We start from the raw sequence: 21,366 nt of genomic DNA, 5'->3' as shown, positions 1-21,366 counted from the left end.
GCCGGGTTCCCTGTAGAACCGCCTCTCCCCCGCGGCCGGGCTGACGAGCCACCACGCAGCCCCGGCACCGTCATCGGCCCGGGGCTGCGCTGTCCGTCATCTGTCGAACCCCCGATGGGACGACGCCCACGAGCCGCTACCGCTGCGGGTCAGGGGGTCGCGGTGAGGGGGAGGCCGGCCAGCAGGCGGTCGCGCAGGGCGTCGCCGCGGATGCCGAGCTCGGGGAGGTCGTCGGGGCCGGGAGTGCCGGTGATCAGCAGTTCGGGCACGAGGAGGTGGCTGAGCGGGGCCTCGGGTGCCGGGTCGATCAGAGCGCCGATGGAGGCGGTGGACAGGTCGAGGTAGGCCGGCGCGAGGGTCCTGCCGTGGAGGGCGCCGGCGATCAGGTCAGGGCAGAACTCGTTCCAGAAGATCGAGACGGTGGTGCGCAGGTCCCCATGGATCATCACCAGCTTGTCGGTCATGTCGCCGACGAAGGTCTCGGCCGTCACGTTGCCGCGCACGACCAGCTTCGCGTCACCGGCCAGGTAGATGTTCCTCGCCCGCAGGTCCCCGAGGACGATCAGCGCGGCGGCCCCGTCGTCCACAGCGGTGACGTTCCCGTCGACGACCAGGTCGCCGTCCACGACGTACCCGGTTGCCGCCTCGGGCGTGTCCTCCCGCCACGGTGCCCGCTCGTGCTCGTCGAGGGGGAGTTCGCCGGTCACCGCGGCGGGACCCGGCACCAGGATGTACTCCTCCTCGTACAGGTTCTCGTACGTCCCCCTCGGCAGCCCGCGCCGCTCGAACAGGTCCACCACATCGTCCCAGGCGAGGTAATTCGATCGCATGCGCGCGACCATAGCAATGAAACACGCCCGTACCGGCTCGAAACCGACGTATAACGGCCCCCGTTCCGCAGAGCCCGTCATCGGGCTGAGGAAGATGCTCCGGCAGGGGCGGAGAGATCTACACGCCGGCGGCCCGGCCACGGAGAAGACCACACGGGAAGCTGCGGAGGCCGCTGCGCATGCGGCGATCCTGATCGTGCAGTGGTTGCACATCAGGGCCGTCACCAAGCACCCACGAGAACAGCAGAAAGGCCGGCCTTCCTGGCGCTCCCCACGAGCACTGGTCAGACCGGCCTTTCATAGGCCGCAGCAGGTCGGCCTGGCGGAGCCGTCGGCTCATCGCGGCTCCGCCAATGCGCCCCTGGTGGTCACGCGTATAGCTGACGCCCGGCTGTCTCACCACGGCGGAGGAGAGTGTGCGCCCCGCCACCGCTCACGGCTTCAGCTTGAGCCTCTTCCTCGACGCGCCCGGGAACACGACGACCAGGTGCTGCTCCTCCCCTGCATCGTCGACCCGCACGTAGACACGGAGCCGGTAGCGGCCCTTCCCCGCGATCGCCAGGTTCGGCATCGGGGCACCCGCGCCCACTTCTCCGTCCTCGCCCATCTCCGGCACGGTGAGCCGGCCGCTGCGGCTGACGATCGGCACCTCGTTGACCTGATCCCACCCGGCCGTCCGCAGTGGCGGCGCGGTGCGGACGGCCTTCACTGCAAGGCACAGATCAACGACGTCTTCGACGTGCCCGATGAGCACCGCGCTGCCGGTCACCCCGATGAGGGTGCTGTCGTCGTAGACCTTCTCCATCGCCTGCTCCGCCGCCTCGTCGGCCGCTCCGTCTTCGGGGTCGTGGACCAGGTAGCCGGGATCGCCGTCGACGAACAGGAAGTATTTGGCCGTGGCCTGGACGACACCCTTCGTCCGGGGCCACGGGTCGCGGCACTTCGCGTTCTCCTCGGCGCGGTAGGCGGTGTTCGCCGCCTCCGTCTCCGCGGTCGACCGCAGCAGCTCGGGGTGGGTCGCGCCGACGATCTCCGGACAGACGTAGACGAGGTCCCACGGGTCCGCGCCCCAGGCGGGCCGCGCGCTCCCGGCCCGCGTCAGAATCGCCTTCTGCTCGTCGCGGCCCTCTGTACGGCACAGCGCCCGCCCGTGCGCGAGGATCTGCTGGTCCGACAGGCTGTCCGGGAACATGGGCGGGACTCCGCCCTCTGTGCTCCGCGCCCGGCACAGGAACGCGGCGTCGCGTTCCGCGGGTTTCAGGTCGCCGAAGCTGGGCCGGTCATAGCAGTCCATCGACCAGCCGGTGTAGGTGAGGTGCGGGGTCTGCTCCGGGTGGATCAGTGCGATGATCGGCAGTACGGCCACGGCCGCCACCGCGACGCGGATCACGCGCCGCCGCGCGGGCGGAAGATCCGCCGGGCGGCCCTCAGCGGGCAGTTCACGGGCGGTCGCCGCGATCCACACGGTGCTGACGAGCCACACCGCGTCCATCATGACCGCCATCGCCAGATTGCCGCTGGAGACCCTTCCGAAGAAAAAGTTGAGCGGGATCACCAGCGCGTAGACGCCCACCGACAACCACCCGGCCGCCTGCGTGCCGCGGCTCCACCGGCCGTCGCGCCGCTGCCCGACGACCGTGATGACGGTCGCCGCCACTCCGCCCAGTATCAAGCCCAGTTCGACGATGCCGCCCGATCCAAGCTCCGGGAGGTCGAGTTCGTCGAGCAGTTCGTCGGCCATCCCGGCCAGCTCGACCGCGAACATCGCTCCGGCCGCCGCGCGCAGCATGCGGGACCGCCAGCGGATGACGAGCAGGTAGAGGACGTCGACCGCGGTCCACAGCGCGAGCTGGAATGCCGCGTCGACCGCGTCGGGGAGCAGCGCGATCGGGTACCACAGCACGAGGGTGTACGCCACCGCCAGATACAGCAGTCGGCGCAGCGCCTTCGCCCGGCGGTCCAGCGGTCCCGGCGCGGGGGCACGCAGGATCATCCACAGGAGCACGGCCTTCACCAGGGCGGCCCCGAGCAGCGCCACAACCGTCGAGGTGTCAAACCCGCCGCGCGCGTAGAACTCCGTATAGGCCGGCGGCGACCATTCGACGGCCACCCAGAGCCAGGCGTCGCCGAGCACCAGGCCCGCGGCCGCCGCCGCAAGGACCAGACCTACTAATCCGACCCTGATAATCCGCCAGAAACCATCCGGAAGCACGGGACGCGATCTTAGCCCGGCACCGCCGTACGGGCGGACGCAGCGGAACGAGCGGTCCCACCCCGCCGATCAGACGCGCCCCGAGTCTGGGGCAGGGCGGGCAGGGCGTGCGGCCCCGGCGTGGGCCCGGCCGCTACGGCAGGAGGGATCGTACGGAGTCGGGTGAACGGCCGACCACCGCCGTTCCGTCGTCCGCGGTGATGATGGGCCGCTGGATCAGGATCGGGTGGGCGGCCAGCACCGTGATCCACTGCCGGCGGTGGCTCTCGTCGCGCGGCCATGCGGTGAGGCCCAGCTCGGCCGCTGTGGGTTCGGTGAGGCGGGTGATGTCCCAGGGCTGCATGCCGAGGCGCTGCAGCACGTCTTCGATGTCTTGGGCGGTCGGCGGTTCTTCCAGGTAGCGCCGCACGGTGTAGGTGGCGCCCGCCTCATCCAGCAGCGAGAGCGCGGAAGCGCATTTGCTGCACGCGGGATTGATCCAGATTTCCATGACGATGGTCCTTCGAGCTGTGCTGGGACGCGCCGGTCATCCGGGCAGACCGGTCAGGGTGCGGAATTCGCTGCGTGGGCGGGCATCGGTGCGCAGGGCGCCGAGGACGGTGGAGGTCATGGTAGTCGCTCCCGTTGGGGGGAAGGCGGTGGAGCCCTGGGGATGTCAGCTGCCGCCGACGCCCAGGGCGGAGAGCAGGACCAGGAGCACGGTCACCACGGCGAACAGCCCGTGCGCGGCCACCACGGCGACCGGGAAGTGCCGCTCGGCGGGGGCGGTGTGCTCGCCTGCCGCCGGAGCGACGGTGGCGCGGGCGCGGTACACCGGGATCCACCGGCTGAGCATGACGGCCCCGAGCAGGGCGACGGGCACCAGCAGGACGAAGGCGGTCCAGGCCAGCGCGTCCAGGTCGGTGATGAGGTAGACGATCCAGACGACCAGGCCGACGGCGGCCAGCGCGAAATGGCCGAAGATCACCGGGACTGGCAGGTGGCTGCCGCCGCGGGCGCCGCCGCGCGAGAGCCAGGTGCCGAGCATGTAGAAGCCACCGAGAGCGGTGATCACCCAGGTGACCAGTGCGGCGATGTTCATGAGAACTCCAGGTTGATCATGGTGGCCGCACGGGGACCGTGCGGCAGCCGATGCGGTGTGTCAGTGGGTACGGCCGGCGGGCACGAACCCTTCGGCCTGGGTCGCCTCGTCGGCCACGCGGACGCCGTAGCGGTAGGAGAGCCTGCCGCCCAGCCATCCCGACACGGCCAAGGTCAGGAAGCCGGCGGCGTTGAGCGTCAGCGGCCCGGCGGCGACGCTGCCGGTGACGGTCTCGGAGTGCCGCCACAGGAAATTGCCGAGGTAGGCGGCGGTCACCAGCAGGTTCAGCGTCATGTGGGTCAGCGCCAGCCGGAACGCGCGCGTGCCCGTGGGGATCGCGAACAGGTCCAGGAATCCTGCCATCGCCGCGCCCAGGGCGCCGATCACGCCGACCGCGATCAGCCACATCGCCCCCTGGGACAGGAAGCGCGGATCCGCCACGAGCAGAGAGGCGATGTCGAAGACCAGGCTGGCCGCCCAGGCGCCGATCGGGATCGTGACCAGCATGGGATGGAACGGGTGTCCGTACGGGCCGGCGAGCACGGCGCTGACCGGCTGCTTGGCCTGATGCGGCTGGGTCATCACGGCCACCTCCTTTTCACCAATAGATTTTGGTCTTATTGGAGACGGCGGTCAAGTAAGGCCGATGACAGGCTGCTACCCATCGCCCGACAATGCACGCTGGCGTTATCGTGAAGGCGTGACCTCCGACATGAGCCAGCCGACCTCCCCGGCGGACGCCGCGCTCGATTCCCTCAGCGTGCTCGGCGAGGGCACCCGGCGGCAGATCTTCGCCTTCATCCGCCGTGCCCGCCAGCCCGTCACCCGCGAGGAGGCAGCCACCGGCGTCGGCATCTCCCGCAAACTCGCCGCGTTCCATCTGGACAAGCTGGTCGACGCCGGCCTGCTCCGCGCTCGGTACGTGTCCCCCACCGGACTGCGCAAGGTCGGCCGGCAGCCCAAGGTCTACGAGCCGACCGACAGCCCCATCCAGGTCAGCATCCCCGACCGCCGCCACGAACTGCTGGCCAGCCTCCTCCTCCAGGCCGTCCTGACCGAAGGCGACAACGAGACCGCCGCGGACGCCGTCGTACGCACCGCCAGGCAGCGCGGCCACGAACTCGGCGGGCAGGACCGCGCACGCCTGCGCCCCGGCCGGCTCGGCGCCGAACGCGGCCTGACCCTGTGCGAGCCCATGCTCGACCAGCACGGTTTCGAACCCACCCGGGAAGCCCCCGACCGGCTACGGCTGCGCAACTGCCCCTTTCACCCCCTCGCCGCCCAGGCCCCCGACCTCGTCTGCGGCATGAACCACGCCTTCCTCACCGGATACCTGCAAGGACTGCAAGCCACGGCCGTTCAGGCGATCCTCGCCCCACGCCCCGGTGAATGCTGCGTCCAACTGCAGCACGCGCAGCCGCAGGACCCGCCCAAGACCGGCTGACACCCCCTGCCCGCCTGTCCCCGGCGCGAAGATCAACTCTCTACCGCCGATTTCTGCGCTCAGCCTCCTCGAAGGCCCGCTGTGCGGGAGGCGCGCCGGTCCGGCGCACTCATTCAACAAGCCGATCCTCAACGAAACGCATCCGCTTCAGGATTTTTCCTTCCTCACTTTTGTCATAGACATCGTATTCTTTCTCGGGTTGGGCGTCCGACCAAGTGATCGATGCAACGAGATCGTTTTTGTGATGTTCCAGCCGATCCGTGTCCAGGTAACCTTCATCAGGCTGCCAGCCCCTCGGCAGGTCGCCACTTTCCCTGTAGAAGGACAGGTGAAGGAATCTGTTCCCACCTTCGACCGGGTGATCCTTGACGTATCCCTCAACCGAATCCTTCAGATCCATCAAGTCCCTCGGTGGATTCAGGATCATATAGTGCTTCCTGAGCGTCAACACTTCCTCACCCCTCTTGCCGACAACCTCCTCGGTGTTGGCAATTTCGAAAATCTCTGTTTCCCCACCCGGCTCTCCGCCCTCCGCGCACCCAACCAGGGATAATGGAATGAAAAATGCACCCACAATTAACCCTGAAATCTTCGAATTAACTTTGATCACTCAATCCTCCTTCGAACGGAATGTCCAGGCTCCACCTTGATCTCGGAATCCACTGCGGCGGCAACCTCGGCTCTGGTGGGGTGGCCGTCTCCGCGGAGCTCCCAGCGGGCAGCCGGGTGTGCTCACGCAGCGGGGAGACCTACGGGGATCGGCGGGACACGGCCCGGTGACGGCGAGCACGCTGAGCCCAGGAAGCACCTCCGAGGTGCCCGCTCATGCCCCGTAGTGGACGTGGCATGCCCATCGGGTCGGGGTACGAGGATTGCGGTCGCGGGCGGCACGCACCGCTCCGTGCAGGGCTTGAGCGGAGCTGTCCGTGCGGAGGCCGCCGTGTCCGGACGTCATGCTCCGATGGACGGCGTCCGCGATGTCCGGGGCGTCCTCGTCCCAGACGTCCCACAGCGTGCCGATCACATGAGGGAACCCGGCGAGCTGGAAGGCCGAGGCGAGGTGGATGGACTCGTCCGTGAGGCCGGCGGCTGGGCTCCACGCCGTACCGCAGGCCGACAGATAGGCGAGCCGGGCCTTGCCCAGGCGGTGGCGGGCCAGTTCGGCGACCGTGAGGGGGGCCGTGTGGTGGTCCTCCAGCAGGAGCCGGTCGCTGGACGGGTTCAGCGGGTCGCTCTGGCCGTGACAGGCGAAGTGAGCGACCGCGCACTGCGGCAGTTCGTCCATGACGTGGCGCTTGACGGGGCTGTGCTCACCGCCGGCCGGGGTGTCGTCGCGACGGATCAAGAGCCGCGAGTCGGGATAGTGGAGGCGGACCCGTTCGGCCTCGGACTCGGCGTACCCCAAGGGGCCGTGATCGGGGGTGGTCGGCATGGCGACGATCAGCGCACGGTCCGTGGCGGCTGGGGCCGCGGCACGTTCGCGCGAGTGGGCCAGGGCGCGCACGGTCGGTGTGTACGAAGAGATCACCCGGTCCATGACCGTGTGGCGGGAGCACTCCTCCGGTGGCCCGGTGTGGCGGCCCGCGGCATGGATCGGCAGGAGGCTCAAAGGTCCGCCCAGGATCCACCACATCCGGGGCAGCGGACCGTTCCCGTGCCGCGCAGTGAATCCGAGTCCGTCCAGGACGGGGCCGGCGGCCTCGTCCCACAGCCACTCCAGGACGGTGCGGGCCGTGCGCTGGGCGGCGATCCTGCGGGGCGGGTCGAGGTCGTCGTCGTGCGCGTCGGAAAGGGCCGCGTAGAAGGCGTCGGCCTGCTCCATGACCGTCGGCGCGGTCAGACCGGGAAGGGCCAGCGAACGGATGCCGTCCTTCGTGACCAGGATCGCGTCACTGCGGTAGCCGCTGACGTTGATGTGCACGATCGGGCCCTCGACCGCCTGCCGCGCCAGGGCGTCAGCATCCGGCGGCAGCAGGAATGCCTCGTGGCCGGGCAACTCCCGGATCCGCGCCACCGTCTCATCCAGCGCGGTGGCGATACGCGCTCGGCGGTCGTGCGGAGCGGGCGCGAGCGCGAGGTCCGGGCTGCCTTCCGCGCCCGGTCGCAGCGGCAGCGTCAAGCCGTCCGTGTCGTCGATCGCGTCGAGTCCGTCGCGCAGCGTCTCGAACCGTCGCGCGAGTTCCGGGTGTCCGGCTCTCAGTTCTGTGAGATCGCCACGGGTGTCCAGTGCCTGGCCGATCAGGATGCCCCGGCCCTGTTCGAGGAGCTGCAGGGCGCGGGCGGCCGCCTGCTGAGAGGGAGCGCCCGGGGCGTTCAGCGCGAGTGCGGCCGCATCGGCGGCCAGCCCGGCGAGGGAAGCGAGGTTGGTCTGCTGGTCCCGGCGCCCGAGTCGCCGTGGTGCCACCGTCGGCAGCCGCCGTACCGCTGCTTCGAGCAGGTGGGCGGCCCGCTCCCATGAGGCGGGGTCGGTGTCCGTCGGACGGATGAGCAGGGAGGCCGCCATCCGTGCCGCCCGGATGGCCGGGGCGGCGGCCGCCGCGGGCGCGTCCGCCGCCTCCGCCAGCACGCGGGCCGCCTCCATGCGGTCCTGCGCGCAGTCGTTCCTCTCGGCCCGGGACCGGAGCGCCACACCGAGGCCGTACAGCACCTTCAGCCGGTCGGGATGGCCGGGTGCGACGCCCTGGACCGCCTGCCGTGCCAGAGCGATCGCCTCGTCCAACGAGCCGGTGTCGCCGGTGGCCTCATGGCGCAGCCGCAGCACCGCGCCGAGATTGGAGGCGCAGAGGGCGACCGCGGCGGGATCGTCGTCCGCCGTCAGCTCACCGAGGGCGGCGCGCACGAGGCCGATGGCCTCGTCCAGGTCCGCCAGGTCCTGGGTGTCCTCGTACCGGGCCCACAGCATGAGGCTGAGATTGGACCTACCACCCGCGCGCAGGGGGCTGGTCGCCGGAGCCGACGCCAGGACCGCACGGGTCATCATGATGGCCTCGGTCAGATCGCCGGGCGTCCCGGTCCTCGCACGCCGGTAGAGGGCGACGCCGAGCCGGCTCACCGTGAGTGGCCATGTGACGCCGTCCTTGGCGGTGGCGGCCACGGCCCGGCGGCCCAGGGCGATGGCCTCGTTCAGGTCGGCGCGCGACCCGGTGAGCTCACTGCGGGCGCGCAGGCATTCGCCGAGATCCGACAGCAGGGTCGACAACAGGCCGGCTGCCTCGCCGGACGACTGCGCACGGGCCGCGTCGACCGTCGACCGGCCCATGGCCACGGCCTCGTCCAGGTCCGCCACCCGTCCCTCCCGCACTCCGCGCCCGTGGAGGACGTCCGCGAGGAGCTGCCGGCATTTCAGAAGTTCGGGATGGTCCTCCCCCATGACGCGAAGGGCTGCGCGGGCGTGGCGCACGGCCCGGTCCAGGTCGGCCGGGTCGCCGGTGAGTCCGAAGCGGCTCTGCAGGGCGGCGCCCAGGTTGGCCAGGACCGCGGGCCGGTCCGCGTGCTCCTCGTCCAGGAGTCCGGCCGCCGCCTCGCCGTGTTCGACGGCCTCGTCCAGGTCGGCCGCGACCGGCTCCGCACCACGGCTTCCCGCGTGGTGCTCGGCTCGCCGTTGGAGCGCGATGGCGAGATGAGCGTGGTGCGGAGCCCGATCCGGTGAGTCGGGCCCGTCCACGCGCAGGGCCTCGCGGCGCAGTCTGATCGCCTCGTCCAGATCCGGGCACTGCCCGCGCGAGGGGTCCGACTCGGTCGGGGGCCGGTCTTCCCGCAGTCCGTGCCGGGTCTCCAGCGCCGCGGCGAGCAGGACGAGAGCCTGCGCACGGTCGTCGCCCGCTCCGGGTGCGAGACGCAGGGCCTCGCGGCTGTGGCGTACGGCCTCCTCGGCCGCCGTGGGGTCGCCAAGGTGTTCCGCGTATGCGCGGAGGGCGTGGACCGCGTTGACCAGGACGGGTGTGTGCTGCGCGCCGCTGAGGGCGGCGACGGCCTCGCGGGCCGCCTCCGCGGCATCGGCCAGATCACCGGTGTGTCCCGTGCTCGAGAAGGAGTCCTGCAGCACGAGGCAGAGCCGGTGCAGGGTGACGGCACGGTCCTCGTGCTCCGGCGGCACCGTGCGCGCGGACTCCCGGGCGACCGACGCCGCCCTGGCCAGATCCGCCGGGTTCCGGTCCGCGCGGTACCGTTCGTGCAGCGCCGCGGCGAGGTGCACGAGGATCTGGCCGCGCTCGGGGTCGTCTTCCGAACCCCGCTCGATCCCTCGTTCGGCGACGTGGACCGCCTCGGTCAGATCCGTGGTCGACTGCCGCCGTTCGAACCGCATGCGCAGCACTTCGGACAGGTTCGCGCTGTGCCGGGAGAGCGACTCGTGGCCCGGCGGGGTGGTGTCCAGCGCCTGGCGGGATACGGCGATGGCCTCGTCCAGGTCCGCGGTGCTGCCGGAGCGCAGGGAGCGGTTCCGCAAGGCCACACCGACAACGCTCAGGAGCCGGCAGCGCTCGGGGTGGGCGGCCGGTACGGCGGGGACGCTGTCGATGACCGCCTGGGCGAGAGCGATGCCCTCGTCGAGGTGGGCGATCTCGCCCGAGGGGGTGCCCGACGAGCCGGCCAGCCGGAACCACCGCCCGAGCAGGAGCACGAGGTTGCCGGCGCACCGTTCCCACAGGGCGTCGGCCACCGGTGTGACGTCGACGGAGCGGCGGCAGGCGGCCAGGGCCCGTCTCAGGTCGTCGATGTCCCCGGTGCGTCTGTGTCTGACCGCGAGGGCGGTTCCGAGCTGGGACAGTGCCTGCCCACGTCCCGGCCTGTCGGAAGGCCAGGATTCCGCGATGCGCTCCCACAGCCGCACCTGGTCGTCGATCACGGCTCGGGGCTGGGTCGCGAGCGTCGGCAGCCGCCGGCTCGCCTTCTGCGCCGCGGCGTCGATGACGAACGGCAGCAGTGGCTCGGGGAGCGGGCAGGGGGCGCCCGCCTCGAAGCCGACGGTGAGGTACGAGACCGCGCGGCCGAGCTCGCCGTCGTCCTCTCGCGCCAGAGCGCGGTACCAGAGCAGCATGCCCAACTGGTAGCAGTCGACGACGGTGTCCTTGGGCATGGCCGCCGGGTTCACACCCCGGATGCGCGCGGACAGTTGATCGGCCTCCCGTGACGCGCCCGGAGCGAGGGCGTACGAGAGATCCTCCGTCTCGGCGATCCGCCGCAGCCTGTCCCAGACCGCCTCACGAAGGTCCTTGTGTTCCCTGAACATCGCCGGTGCGTCTCCCCTGCCCTTCTGTGTGCCCGCTCGGCCCAACCTAGAGTGCGCACAGGGAAGTTGCCAGGCCGCGTGAAGATCTCGAAGATGGTCGCCGAGCGAGAAGGAGGGCTGGATGCCGGACCAGGGACAGGCCGAGGAGAAGAACGCGATCGCCTACGTCTGTCGACAGCAACAGGCCATCAGGGAGGTGCTGCTCGCGGAGTGTGGTGACGCCGCCCCTCTGGATCGAGTGCTCTCCGCGCTGGAGAACGACACCCCGCCGGCCGAACCGCTGCGCGAGCTCCACCAGGCCCTCGTTCACGCGGGCGACGCCGTGGGGGTCTACGGCGGCACCCGCGAGGGAGCGGGTGTGCTGGGCCTGTTGTCGCCGCGCGTGGGGAAGGACATCTACCTGTGCCCGCGGCGAAGTCCCTGTACGCGGTTCCACTGGGTCGAGGACGAGCGGGGCGGGCCGCCGGTGTGCGGCATCGGCCGCGCACCGATGCTCCTGAAGCGGACCTGAGGTGTCCGACCTGCTCTCCGAGCTGGGGAAGAAGCTCGCCGAGCGCTGGCTCACCCTGCTCGTCCTGCCGGGAGCCCTCTTCCTCGCCACCCTCGCGGCAGCGTGGCAGCTCGGGCACACGGGCTGGTACGAGGTGGGCCGCCTCCTGGAGATCACCGATGGCAAGGCGAAGTCCCTGAGCGCCTCAGTTGCGGGTACCGCGCTGCTGTTGATCGTGTTCCTGCTGTCTTCGGCCGCCTGCGGGGTCGTGGCGCAGGCGATCGGCTCCCTGCTGGAGCGGCTCTGGTTCGCCGCCGACTGGCGCCAGTGGGGGCCACCGCTGCGATGGCTCGCACACCGCCGTGTGGCGCGACGACAGCAGCGCTACCGGCTCCGCCGTGACGAGGTCGGCCGCGTCGCGGCTCTGAGCCATGCCCTGGACGGGTCCGCCCGGCAGGATGCCGACGCGGAACTCGACGTTGCCGCCCGGAGGTTGAGCGAGATCTCGGACGAGGCTCCGCGGCGTCCGACCTGGATGGGCGACAGGATGCAGGCCGTGGACATCCGTCTGCACCGCAGCCTGGGCCTCGAACTGGCGGTCGTCTGGCCCCATCTGTGGCTGCACGTCCCCGAGTCCACTCGTTCCGCGGTCACCACCGCACGTACGGAGGTCAGTCGCGCCGCGGCGCTGGGCGGCTGGGGCCTGCTGTATCTGCTGGTCGGTGCGCTGTGGTGGCCGGGGCTGCTGGTCCCGGTGGTCATCACCGTGACGGCCCGGCGCCGCGCCCGCACGGCGACGGACGGCTACGCCACGCTGGTCGAGGCGGCGGTGCGGCTCCATGTCGGTGGCTTGGCCCGGCGGCTGGGGTTCCCGCACAGCACGGGACCCTTCCCCAGACGCCTCGGTGAAGACCTGACCGCCCACCTCCGCCGAGGCGAGGGTCAGCAGTAGTCCGGCTTCTTCATCTCCTCGTCGAGGAGATGAAGGACCTGGTTGACGACGAGGATCTCCTCGGGGTCCCGGGAGTTGAGGCAGCAGACGCGGTGGAAGGACTGCTGGAAGTTCTCCCGATCGTCCTTGCCCAGCCGCCCCAGCACCACACCGAGCGCATGCGCGGCCCGCTCCATGTTGGCGTGCGCCGCCCACTCCTCGGGGTCCTGCGACGACTGCCCACTCCCATCGCCCGGCATCAGCGTGATGGCGGGAGTGCACTCGCGCCACTCGTGCGGTGTGACTCCGGAGGGTGTGTCCAGATGGACCAGTTCGTGCGGTTGCGGACTGCGCCGAACGTCAGGTCGCAGCCCGGACCGCACACGACGCGGAAACCCGTCCCCCATGCTGGCGCCCCGGATCATCGGTGAGAGCAGCATCGACGCTGCAACGAAGGCGGACAGGCTAGCAAACTTTCGGACACTCCGCCCGATCACTCCTGGTGACTCGGGGATGCGGAGCCGACCGAGGTCTGCGGTCACCGCGTCGTCGACACCGCGGCCTCGCTCAAGGCCGGCCGCGCCGCCTGACCCAGCACGGAACATCGGCGGGCTGGTACGGCAGGTCCGTCAGCTTGTGGCGCCTCACACTCCAGTGGGCTGCGTCGTCGGACCACTGAGACCACAGGGGCCGTCGCCAGGTGAGCTGGTCGCGGTCAGATTCTTGGACGGAGGATGCGATGACTTCGAACGATTCCGAGGTCAGGGCGCTCTTGGAGAGCCGAGTCGACGCCTGCCAGGCGAAGGACATTGACCGACTCATGTCACATTACTCCCCCGACATCGTTTATTACGATGTCGTTCCTCCTCTCCAGTTCGCGGGACCCGATGAAGTCCGCGGCAACTTCGTGCGGTGGTTCGATGAATACGAGGGCCCCATCGGCCTGGAGACGCATGACCTCGCCATCGCGGCGAGTGCGGATTTCGCGCTCGCGCACATGCTTCACCTGGACAGCGGAACACGGAAGAACGGACTCCAGAGCGCGATATGGGTGCGGTCGACGGTTTGTTGCCGACGGTCGAACGACAGGTGGTTGATCACGCACGAACATGTCTCGGTGCCGATCAACCCTCAGAACCTTCAGGCCTGGTTTCCGCCGGGAATGTGAGCCGGCCTGATCGTTCGTCTGGGAAAAGCGCCTCCCGCCTGGGAGGACGAGGATGTATGCCGTCCTGGTCCGACCCGGATCCGAAAGCGGTTCTCTGATGGGCGATCCCGCCGGCTGGGCCGCCGGCCTGGCGATGCTCGGCTCGACCGGAGCCAAGCACCGCAACAGAGCCACCCCCACCGTTGGTGAGCGCTGCTCACCTGGGACGGCTCAGATCCGGCCGTCCCAGGTGAGCAGCGCACGTCAGCCCGTCGTCCATGGCCGGAGCTTCTGGGGGTTCCGCACTCCCCAGATGCGCTTGATCCGGTCGCCTGCGATGTCGAAAGCCATCACCGCCACGGTGACGTCGTCCAGCTGGAGCACCAGGCCGGGCTGACCGTTGACCGTACGCTCCAGGATCGCCAGGTCGGATGCCGTGCCGGCGACATCGACGCAGTAGCGGGCGATCCGCTGGGCGCCTTCGATCGGGTGGAGCGCGGCGCTGACCAGGCCGCCGCCGTCGGCGATCGCCGTGGCGTCGGGGTCGAGGAGGCCGATGAGGGCGTTGATGTCCCTGGCCTCCCAGGCCCGCTTGAAGTCCCTGACGATGCCGGCCTGCGGGGCTGCCGGAGCAGCGGGAGGAGTCTGCGACGCGCGGATGCGGCGGCGGGCCGAGGAGGCCAGCTGGCGGCAGGCCGCCGGGGTACGGCCGACAATCTCGGCCACCTCGGCGAAGGGGTAGCGGAACACGTCGTGCAGGACGAACGCGACCCGCTCGGCCGGGGTCATCGCTTCGAGCACGACGAGGAAGGCCATGCTGACCGACTCGTCCAGGGTGACCCGGTCGGCCGGGTCGAGCGTGGCGCCGCCCGGCCGCCCGCTGATCCACTCGGTCCGGTCGGGCAGCGGCTCGGGGATCCATTCGCCCACGTAGCGTTCGCGCCGGGCCCGCGCCGAGCCGAGCAGGTCCAGGCAGATACGGCCGGCGACCGTCGTCAGCCAGCCACCGGGCGATGCGATGGCCTCCTGCTGCTGTCGGGACATGGCGTACCAGCGGGCGTAGGTCTCCTGGACGGCGTCCTCGGCCTCGGCCAGGGAGCCGAGGAGCCGGTAGGCGAGATTGATCAGCTGACGCCGCTCGCTCATGATCGTGCTCAGGCCCGGATCGACCCGGTCGTCTCCTGGCCCGGATGGGGCGAGCCGGTCGTCTCCTGGCCCGGATGGGGTGGTCATGGTGTCGCCGACTTTCCTTCGTTCCATGTGCTTTCAGCAGTACGACAAGACAACACCCCGGAATGTGAGGTCGGCGCGTCGCCTCACATTCCACGGGGGTGTCTCGCCGTACTGCTGAGGCTTCCACGGGGGTGTCTCGTCTTACTGCTGGAGCCGAACACCATCCAGCCAGCAGGAACGCACCAGCGACACCATGACCGGCGTCCCGGCCCGCGGCATCGCCTCGCGGCACCCGCGCCGCCCGTTCTAGGATCGGGCCATGCCCTTGACCGCGAACGACGTCGACCGGTTCGAGGCCGTCAGGCCGCGCCTGGAGGCCATCGCCTACCGCCTCCTCGGCTCCGCCGCGGAGGCCGAGGACGCCGTGCAGGAGACGTTCCTGCGCTGGCAGGCCGCCGACGTCGACCGCATCGAGGTCCTCGAGGCCTGGCTGACGAAGGTCCTCACCAACCTGTGCCTCAACCAGCTCACCTCCGCGCGGGCGCGCCGCGAGACCTATGTGGGCCAATGGCTTCCCGAGCCGCTGCTCGCCGGGGACCCGATGCTCGGCCCGGCCGAAACCGCCGAGCAGCGCGAATCGGTCTCCTACGCGGTCCTCACCCTCATGGAGCGTCTGTCCCCCAATGAGCGGGCGGTGTACGTACTGCGGGAGGCCTTCGGCTACCCGCACCGGGAGATCGCCGAGATCCTCGACATCACCGAGGCCGCCAGCCAGCAGATCTTCCACCGCGCCAAGAAACACGTCGCGGACGGCAGGACCCGGACCGAGATCGACGAGGCCGCCGCCCGGCGGATCGTCGAGGAGTTCCTGGCAGCCGCCACCAGCGGCCAGACCGAGCCGCTCGTGCGCCTGCTCACCGAGGACGCCATCTCGATCGGAGACGGCGGCGGGAAGGTCCCGGCCCGCGCCAAGGCGTTCGAGGGCGTCGTCGCGGTCGCGAAGTTCCTGCGGGGCCTGTTCAAACCCAGCACGGCCATGCGCGCCTTGGTCGGCGGCGCGCTCGAGGTCTACGCCTGGACCGCCAACGGCGACCCCGCCGTCGTGGCCGTCGTGGACGGCCGGATCATCGGCGTCATGTGCCTGGAGGTCACCACCGAGGGCATCGCCGCGTTCCGCAACCAGGTCAACCCCGACAAGCTCGACCGCGCGACCACGCACTGGGCGGCCACCGACCACGGGGAGCCTCTGTTCAACGCCTTCTGATCGCTATGTGAGGTGCTTCACATCGCGTTCCTGTCAGGAAACGGCGGGCCGCCCGGTTCAAGGGGCAGAACCGCACAAGACAGGAGCAGAAAATGCAGCACCGCATCATCGTCCTGGGAGCCGGATACACCGGAGCCATCGCCGCCGGCCGCCTGGCCAAGCGGCTCCGCCGCGAGGACGTCGCCATCACCCTCGTCAACGCCGAACCCGACTTCGTCGAACGCGTCCGCATGCACCAGCTGGCGGCCGGTCAGGACCTCAAGCTGCGGCCGTTGCGCAAGATGTTCGCGGGCACCGGCGTCGAATTCAGGCTCGCGAAGGTCACCGGCGTCGACGTGGACCGCAAGAGCGTCGCGGTCGTCGACACGAACGGCACCGAAGAACTCGCCTACGACACGCTCGTCTACGCCCTCGGCAGCGGCTGGAACGCTCAGGGCGTCCCCGGGACCGCCGAGCACGCCTATGAGGTCGCCGGCCGCCCCGGAGCGCTCCGGCTGCGCGAGCGCCTGGCCCGCCTCGACGCCGGGCAGAGTGTGGTCGTCGTCGGCGGCGGCCTCACCGGTGTGGAGGCCGCGACCGAGATCGCCGAGGCCCGCCCGGACCTCGACGTCGCCCTCGCCGCCCGCGGCGACCTCGGGGACTGGCTCTCGCCCAAGGGCCGCGAGCACCTGCGGAAGGTCTTCGGCGGGCTCGGGATCACCGTGCACGAGCACACCGCCGTCACCGGCGTCGGAGCCGAGCGCGTCACCACCGCCGACGGCAAGGCCATCCCGGCCGCGGTCACCGTGTGGACCACCGGCTTCGCGGTCCACCCGATCGCGGAGGCGACCGCCCTGGAGGTCACCGGCACCGGCCAGATCGTGGTCGACAGGACCATGCGCTCGGTCTCGCACCCGGACGTGTACGCCGTCGGCGACGCGGCCATGGTGATGGGCCCTGGGGACAAGCCGCTGCGGATGTCGTGCGCCTCGGGAGCTCCGACCGCGTGGCAGGCCGCCGACGCGATCGCGGCGCGCCTGACCGGCGGGAAGCTCTCGACCGTGCCGATCCGCTACTTCAATCAGTGCATCTCACTGGGCCGCAAGGAGGGCTTGATCCAGTACGTCACCGCCGACGACCGCGCCGTGCAGACGGTCCTGACCGGACGGCTCGCCGCCGTCTACAAGGAGCTGGTCTGCAAGGGCGCCGCCTGGGGCGTCGCCAACCCGACGCTCGGGCTGCCGACCCGGCGCCGCCGCATCACGCGGGAGCGGACCGCGGCGGGCTCGGCCGTCAGGGCGCTGGTGTAGAGCACGAGGCGGAGCGGGCGTCCTCGATGCAGCCGACCGGCGAAGAAGACGGGCGGAAAGATCAGGAAGCCTCGCGGTGAGCACTATGACGACCTCGACACCCTCGCAACCCCGGGGCGGGCAGTCAGCGGCTGATCGGCAACGCTCTGACAGGCCCGTCTTGGGGCGGAGGGTATTTCATGAGCCGTCGTCCGATGGACGGCCGGAGCCGGGTCCGACTTGCCGACCGAGTCGCCCCCCGCCGCAGGCAGGAGCGGTGGACCGGGCGGGACGCGCCGGAGAGCGGGTCCCGCCCGGTGACGGATCAGAGCTGGCCGCTCTCGATCGCCTGCTTGAGGGCCGCCTGCGTCGCCTGGTGGGAGGCGACGCCGTTCGTGACGACGAAGTCGATCAGCGAGGTGTCCGCGTCGAAGACGAGCTGCTCGGTGACCCTGGTCTTCCCGCCGTCCACCTCCTCGAAGACGATCTTCTGGTGCGTGACGACACCGGGCAGCGACCAGGTGTCCGTCTCGTACTTGAGGGCGGCGCGGTCGATGCGCTGTTGCGCATGCGTCTTGCTGGTGACGATCGCGCCCTCGTACGGGATCTCCTCGATGGCCGTGAAGTCGATGTAGCGCGTGCCGGCCTGAAGCCGGTCGTTGTGGGTGACGACACGCTTCAGGAACGAATGCATGCCGATGTGGTTGTTGATGTTCGAATACTTATCGAACACTTGCTCGACAGGGGCGTCGATCTCGACCGAGATCATGGCCTTCTCCCTGCTCTGCCCCGAACCGGGAGAGGGAGGGGGCGCGGAGTCGTAGAACCTGTAGGTGTCCCACGCGGCCTGCCACTCGGCGGCGAGTTCGGCGTCGCTCTGGGGGGTGTCGGCACGCGCGGGACCGGAGAAGGCGGTGAGAAGGAACATCGCGGCGAACAGCTGGGCCGCGAGAAGACGAAGGAACTTCTTCACGTATACCTCAAGGTAAGACAGTAGGTGCGAATGATCTTCTATCGCATCCGAAGGTGATTGAGAACACTCCGCACCCAAGACGCGAGAAAGCCTCCCCACAGCTTGAAGATCACCGCGCTGCGCGCAGGTGCGCCTCCCGCTCTCCCTCCAGGAGGATTTCCCGCGCTCGGGCGGGCAGAGGCGGCCGGTCCCTGGACATGGTGACCTGCTCGCCGCTGAGCAGGCGGTTGAACAGCAGGAGCTTCTTGAGCTCCTCGGCGCCGATGTGGGCGGGGACGACCACCCGCTGGGTGGTGTGTCGCTGCACCGTCCGCAGCAGGCTGCAACTCAGCCCCACCGGTCCCGTTGCCGCCGACACCGCTATGCAGTGGCTGCTTGATTCGGAGAGCGGGGAAACGGCGGAAACCAACGAACTGCCGGCCGACCTGGAAAGCCCGGTCCAGATGACCGTCGTCGGCGGGTACCTCTATGCCTCCGGCCTCTACTCGCTACCTGCGGGCAAGACTTGGGCGAGGTCGGCCCGGCCGGTGCCCGTCGCCAATGACACTCGCGAGGCCGCCAGCCGGCAGACGGCGGTTGACGTGTCCGACCCGGCTGCGCTGAAGGCCCTACTGAAGGGGGCGACGGGCAAGCCGATCTCCGGCGGGTTCTTCTACCAGGACAGGCTCGCCACGCCGAAGGTCTCTTGGCGGCTGTGGACCGATGCCACGGGCCTGCCCGAGCGCCTGTTGGCCAACAAGCACGTGGCCGGCAAGAACAGGGTTGCGGCGGTCGAAAGGGTTGACACCCGTTACACCGATTGGGGGATGCCGCTCGTGGTCGTTCCTCCGCCGGCCGATGAGGTGATCGACTACGACGACCTGGCGGATCCCTTGGACTTCTCCAAGCCTGAGCCGGAGGAGCTCATCAACGCGTTGCGGTGATGGGCCGGTGCCCGCCGGTCTTCGGAGGCACTGTTGGCGAAGCAGATCAAACGGAAGCGGCCTCATGATCACGTCTGTGACCATGAGGCCGCTTCCGTTGTGTCGCTGGGGCGCGCTCCGCGAAGAGCTGATCCAGGGAACCATGGCGGCAAGGAGGTGGACCAGGCTGTCCGTATGCCTGGCAGTACTCCAGCCGCGCTCCGTGGCCTGCCAGGTGTCACGGCCTACCGCATACAGCCCGGTAGGACATCGGACGGCGCCGAAATCCCGTCGACAAGGCTGTTGCCGGCCGCCTATGTTGCAGACCATGGCAGACAACCCCGTTGCGGCTCAGTGCGACTGCGGCGCAGTCGCCGGCCCGCTGGGCCTATGCGTGGACTACTACCACGCAATCCTCTCTGAAGAGCAGGCCGATCCTCACATGTACAAGTGGCACGCGCCTGTGGTCTGTGCGTATCTTCTGCAGCACCCTTCCCGAGCTCACGGGAAGTACCTTGACGGTCAATTCCGCCAGCTGCAGCTCTACCTGGACAAGGGCCTTGACGCGCTGCTTCGCGTAGCGGCTCATCAGGTGGCGCGGAACAAGCACGGGGTACGGTCGAGCTATGACATGGCGCCATTGGCGGCATACGAGCCGCTCCCACCGGGCGGACCTCCCCGGCACTTCCGCGCTACCTTCAGCGGGTTGCCGTTCAGGGACGGCAGCTTCGTGTCTGACGGACATCTGACATACGGACACCGCATCGAGGCCATCGCCGAAGCGGCTGTGGAGTCCTGGAGATCTATCCAGGCCTGAGACGCGGTGCAGAGACTCTGGACAGAGCGGCTGACTTCAGGCCGCCTGCACCGTCCGGGGCGCGTGAAACCATACGACTGTGCCGAACGATGCCATCCACGGGGGTTCCAACCAGTTCGCCGCTCGTCTCGTGGCCACCGCCACCGCTCCACTCGACCTCGCGTCGGCGGACGGTCCACAGGTGCTGCACTGGCCTGGGCGCAGGCTGCTGGTGCAGCGCGGAGACACCGAGCTGGCCGTCCGCAACCTGGACGGGGATGGGATGGAAGTCCGTTTCCCCGCGCTCTGGCCCCGCCGGTACGGCTCGGTGGCGGTCTCTCCCGCGGGTGATCTCGCCGTGTTCGCCGGCGTTCACGCGCTGCGAGCCGTGGATTCGACCGGCGCCGTGCGGTGGGAGATCCGGCACGGCTGGGATGGCGCGAGGCTCACTGCCCAGCGGTTCGTCGAGGAGTTCCTTCTCGCCGTGAGCCCGTCCGGGGAGTACTTCCTGACCACGGATCTGGGACAGTGGTCCCTCTACCTGCACCGAGCGGAGGACGGCATGGAACTGCGGCATCTGGACGCCGAGGAAGCCGTGCCCCCTCCCGCAAACGAGGACGACCGCGTTCGGTGGGACTACGAGGCGGCGTTCCCATACGAGGACACCGCTGTGGTCGGCACCGAGTACCACGCGGACGACCCCCGCCACTGGCTTGTCGACCCATGCACGATGGCCCTGCGCGGCCGGATTGCCTACCCCTCCTCCGTCGCGGGATCTCCCCGATCAGCGGGGCAGGCCGCCTGGTACACGGTCGCCGAGGACCAGACCACCCTCCACCTGTGGAGCCTGCCGCACCGGGGATGAGTCAATGGGCTCCACGCCGAGGCCCTGGCACTCGACGGACGCGCCGTCGCCACCCTCAAGACCCGGAAGATATTGACCAAGCAGCGCTGCTGCCCTCGCCGCGCGCCCCCGATCGTGCAGCTGAGGTTGAAGGGCTGAAGTTACCTCGCTGAGAGCGTGATGATCGCTCCATAGCGGTCATACCGGAGACATGAGGTACCCCGAAGGTGGCGGGCTGACCGCCGCCGCACGCGCCCGACGAGAACAGCCGCGTTTCGAGGCCGCCGGCCTGTTCGCCCAGGGAGTTGCGGCACCGGAGGTGGCCCGCCGGTTCAGGTGAGCCGGATGTCGGCCAACCGCTGGTACCGGGCCTGGCAGGCCGGCGGCACCACGGCGCTGGCCTCCAAGGGCCCCGGCGGGGAGAAGCGCCGCCTGGATGAGGCCCGGCTGAAGCGGTCGGAAGCCGAGCTGGAGCGCGGCCCCGCTGCGCATGGCTACACCGAGGACCAGCGCTGGACCCTGGCCCGGGTGGCGGACCTGACCGCCGCGCTGTTTCGCATCCGCTACACCCCTCGCGGGGTTTCCTATCTGCTGCACCGCCTCGGCTGGACTCCACAGATGCCCGTCCATCGCGCCGCTGAGCGCGACGAGAAGGTGATCGAGCAGTGGACCATCGGGCAGTGGCCGGCGATGAAAGGACGACGCTCGACCTGGGCGCCTGGCTGTGCTGGGAAGATGAGGCCGGACAGAACCTGAGACCGCCCAAGGCCACCACCTGGGC

22 protein-coding genes and 1 pseudogene are annotated in these 21,366 nt (G+C 69.9%); 12 read left to right on the top strand and 11 right to left on the bottom strand.

The annotated features are described in order from the left end of the window. Positions 1-149 precede the first annotated feature (149 nt). The 5 genes from ACWDS7_RS10270 to ACWDS7_RS10250 form a co-directional block, all read right to left on the bottom strand. Positions 150-830, bottom strand: coding sequence for a hypothetical protein (locus tag ACWDS7_RS10270; protein WP_451928991.1), 681 nt, complete (start codon positions 828-830; stop codon positions 150-152). Positions 831-1,263: 433 nt separating this feature from the next. Next, positions 1,264-3,042 (bottom strand): hypothetical protein, encoded by a 1,779-nt coding sequence (locus ACWDS7_RS10265; protein ID WP_451928990.1) that lies wholly within the window; start codon positions 3,040-3,042, stop codon positions 1,264-1,266. Between the two features lie 133 nt (positions 3,043-3,175). After that, entirely contained in the window at positions 3,176-3,532 is a 357-nt protein-coding gene (locus ACWDS7_RS10260; protein ID WP_451928989.1) for an ArsC/Spx/MgsR family protein, read from the bottom strand. 165 nt (positions 3,533-3,697) lie between these two features. Continuing rightward, the gene (locus tag ACWDS7_RS10255; protein WP_451928988.1) at positions 3,698-4,123 is read right to left on the bottom strand and encodes a hypothetical protein; all 426 of its coding nucleotides are present in this window, start codon (positions 4,121-4,123) and stop codon (positions 3,698-3,700) included. 60 nt (positions 4,124-4,183) lie between these two features. Beyond that, on the bottom strand, positions 4,184-4,705 hold the full coding sequence (locus ACWDS7_RS10250; protein ID WP_451928987.1) for a DUF2231 domain-containing protein: 522 nt from the start codon (positions 4,703-4,705) through the stop codon (positions 4,184-4,186). A 118-nt stretch (positions 4,706-4,823) separates the two neighbouring features. Between ACWDS7_RS10250 and ACWDS7_RS10245 the strand changes: the two genes are divergently transcribed. Beyond that, entirely contained in the window at positions 4,824-5,567 is a 744-nt protein-coding gene (locus ACWDS7_RS10245) for a helix-turn-helix transcriptional regulator (protein WP_451928986.1), read from the top strand. Between the two features lie 109 nt (positions 5,568-5,676). On the opposite strand, the gene ACWDS7_RS10240 is transcribed toward ACWDS7_RS10245, so the two are convergent. Together ACWDS7_RS10240 and ACWDS7_RS10235 are read right to left on the bottom strand one after the other, a co-directional pair. Next, positions 5,677-6,177, bottom strand: coding sequence for a hypothetical protein (locus ACWDS7_RS10240; protein WP_451928985.1), 501 nt, complete (start codon positions 6,175-6,177; stop codon positions 5,677-5,679). A 213-nt stretch (positions 6,178-6,390) separates the two neighbouring features. Then, a complete protein-coding gene (locus ACWDS7_RS10235; protein ID WP_451928984.1) occupies positions 6,391-10,797 on the bottom strand; it encodes a CHAT domain-containing protein in 4,407 nt (1,468 codons plus the stop codon). 121 nt (positions 10,798-10,918) lie between these two features. On the opposite strand from ACWDS7_RS10235, the gene ACWDS7_RS10230 reads away from it, so the two are divergent. Both ACWDS7_RS10230 and ACWDS7_RS10225 read left to right on the top strand, forming a co-directional pair. After that, positions 10,919-11,308, top strand: coding sequence for a hypothetical protein (locus ACWDS7_RS10230; protein ID WP_451928983.1), 390 nt, complete (start codon positions 10,919-10,921; stop codon positions 11,306-11,308). Between the two features lies 1 nt (position 11,309). Beyond that, positions 11,310-12,239, top strand: a complete 930-nt coding sequence (locus ACWDS7_RS10225) for a hypothetical protein (protein ID WP_451928982.1) — start codon at positions 11,310-11,312, stop codon at positions 12,237-12,239. On the opposite strand, the gene ACWDS7_RS10220 is transcribed toward ACWDS7_RS10225, so the two are convergent. Further along, positions 12,230-12,478, bottom strand: coding sequence for a hypothetical protein (locus tag ACWDS7_RS10220; protein ID WP_306873437.1), 249 nt, complete (start codon positions 12,476-12,478; stop codon positions 12,230-12,232). The genes ACWDS7_RS10225 and ACWDS7_RS10220 overlap by 10 nt on opposite strands. 479 nt (positions 12,479-12,957) lie before the next feature. Between ACWDS7_RS10220 and ACWDS7_RS10215 the strand changes: the two genes are divergently transcribed. Then, positions 12,958-13,386, top strand: coding sequence for a YybH family protein (locus ACWDS7_RS10215; RefSeq protein WP_451928981.1), 429 nt, complete (start codon positions 12,958-12,960; stop codon positions 13,384-13,386). 243 nt (positions 13,387-13,629) lie between these two features. Here the strand turns inward: ACWDS7_RS10215 and sigJ are convergent, their stop codons facing one another. Continuing rightward, entirely contained in the window at positions 13,630-14,598 is a 969-nt protein-coding gene (sigJ, locus tag ACWDS7_RS10210) for an RNA polymerase sigma factor SigJ (protein WP_451928980.1), read from the bottom strand. Between the two features lie 259 nt (positions 14,599-14,857). Between sigJ and ACWDS7_RS10205 the strand changes: the two genes are divergently transcribed. Then, positions 14,858-15,802 (top strand): RNA polymerase sigma-70 factor, encoded by a 945-nt coding sequence (locus ACWDS7_RS10205; protein WP_451928979.1) that lies wholly within the window; start codon positions 14,858-14,860, stop codon positions 15,800-15,802. A gap of 92 nt (positions 15,803-15,894) precedes the next feature. Continuing rightward, positions 15,895-17,091, top strand: a complete 1,197-nt coding sequence (locus ACWDS7_RS10200; RefSeq protein WP_451928978.1) for an NAD(P)/FAD-dependent oxidoreductase — start codon at positions 15,895-15,897, stop codon at positions 17,089-17,091. Positions 17,092-17,395: 304 nt separating this feature from the next. On the opposite strand, the gene ACWDS7_RS10195 is transcribed toward ACWDS7_RS10200, so the two are convergent. Continuing rightward, positions 17,396-18,043 (bottom strand): hypothetical protein, encoded by a 648-nt coding sequence (locus ACWDS7_RS10195; RefSeq protein ID WP_451928977.1) that lies wholly within the window; start codon positions 18,041-18,043, stop codon positions 17,396-17,398. A 109-nt stretch (positions 18,044-18,152) separates the two neighbouring features. Next, complete coding sequence (locus ACWDS7_RS10190; RefSeq protein ID WP_451928976.1) at positions 18,153-18,350, bottom strand: hypothetical protein; 198 nt, start codon at positions 18,348-18,350, stop codon at positions 18,153-18,155. A gap of 55 nt (positions 18,351-18,405) precedes the next feature. Here ACWDS7_RS10190 and ACWDS7_RS10185 point away from each other — a divergent pair, with 55 nt between their 5' ends. The 6 genes and pseudogenes from ACWDS7_RS10185 to ACWDS7_RS10160 all read left to right on the top strand — a co-directional run bounded on the left by ACWDS7_RS10185 (position 18,406) and on the right by ACWDS7_RS10160 (position 21,341). Then, the gene (locus ACWDS7_RS10185) at positions 18,406-18,966 is read left to right on the top strand and encodes a hypothetical protein (RefSeq protein ID WP_451928975.1); all 561 of its coding nucleotides are present in this window, start codon (positions 18,406-18,408) and stop codon (positions 18,964-18,966) included. Positions 18,967-19,273: 307 nt separating this feature from the next. Next, positions 19,274-19,762, top strand: coding sequence for a DUF5946 family protein (locus ACWDS7_RS10180; RefSeq protein ID WP_306873454.1), 489 nt, complete (start codon positions 19,274-19,276; stop codon positions 19,760-19,762). A 79-nt stretch (positions 19,763-19,841) separates the two neighbouring features. Further along, complete coding sequence (locus ACWDS7_RS10175) at positions 19,842-20,606, top strand: hypothetical protein (RefSeq protein ID WP_451928974.1); 765 nt, start codon at positions 19,842-19,844, stop codon at positions 20,604-20,606. Continuing rightward, a pseudogene (locus tag ACWDS7_RS10170) lies at positions 20,607-20,744 on the top strand (IS5/IS1182 family transposase); the annotation flags it as partial. Positions 20,745-20,796: 52 nt separating this feature from the next. After that, positions 20,797-20,925 (top strand): hypothetical protein, encoded by a 129-nt coding sequence (locus ACWDS7_RS10165; protein ID WP_451928973.1) that lies wholly within the window; start codon positions 20,797-20,799, stop codon positions 20,923-20,925. Positions 20,926-20,930: 5 nt separating this feature from the next. Then, complete coding sequence (locus tag ACWDS7_RS10160) at positions 20,931-21,341, top strand: helix-turn-helix domain-containing protein (protein WP_451928972.1); 411 nt, start codon at positions 20,931-20,933, stop codon at positions 21,339-21,341. Positions 21,342-21,366: the final 25 nt, after the last annotated feature.

This window comes from Streptosporangium sp. NPDC003464 (assembly GCF_053588315.1).
Note: the sequence above shows the minus strand (reverse complement) of the source record. Positions and strands in the feature narration are given on the sequence as shown.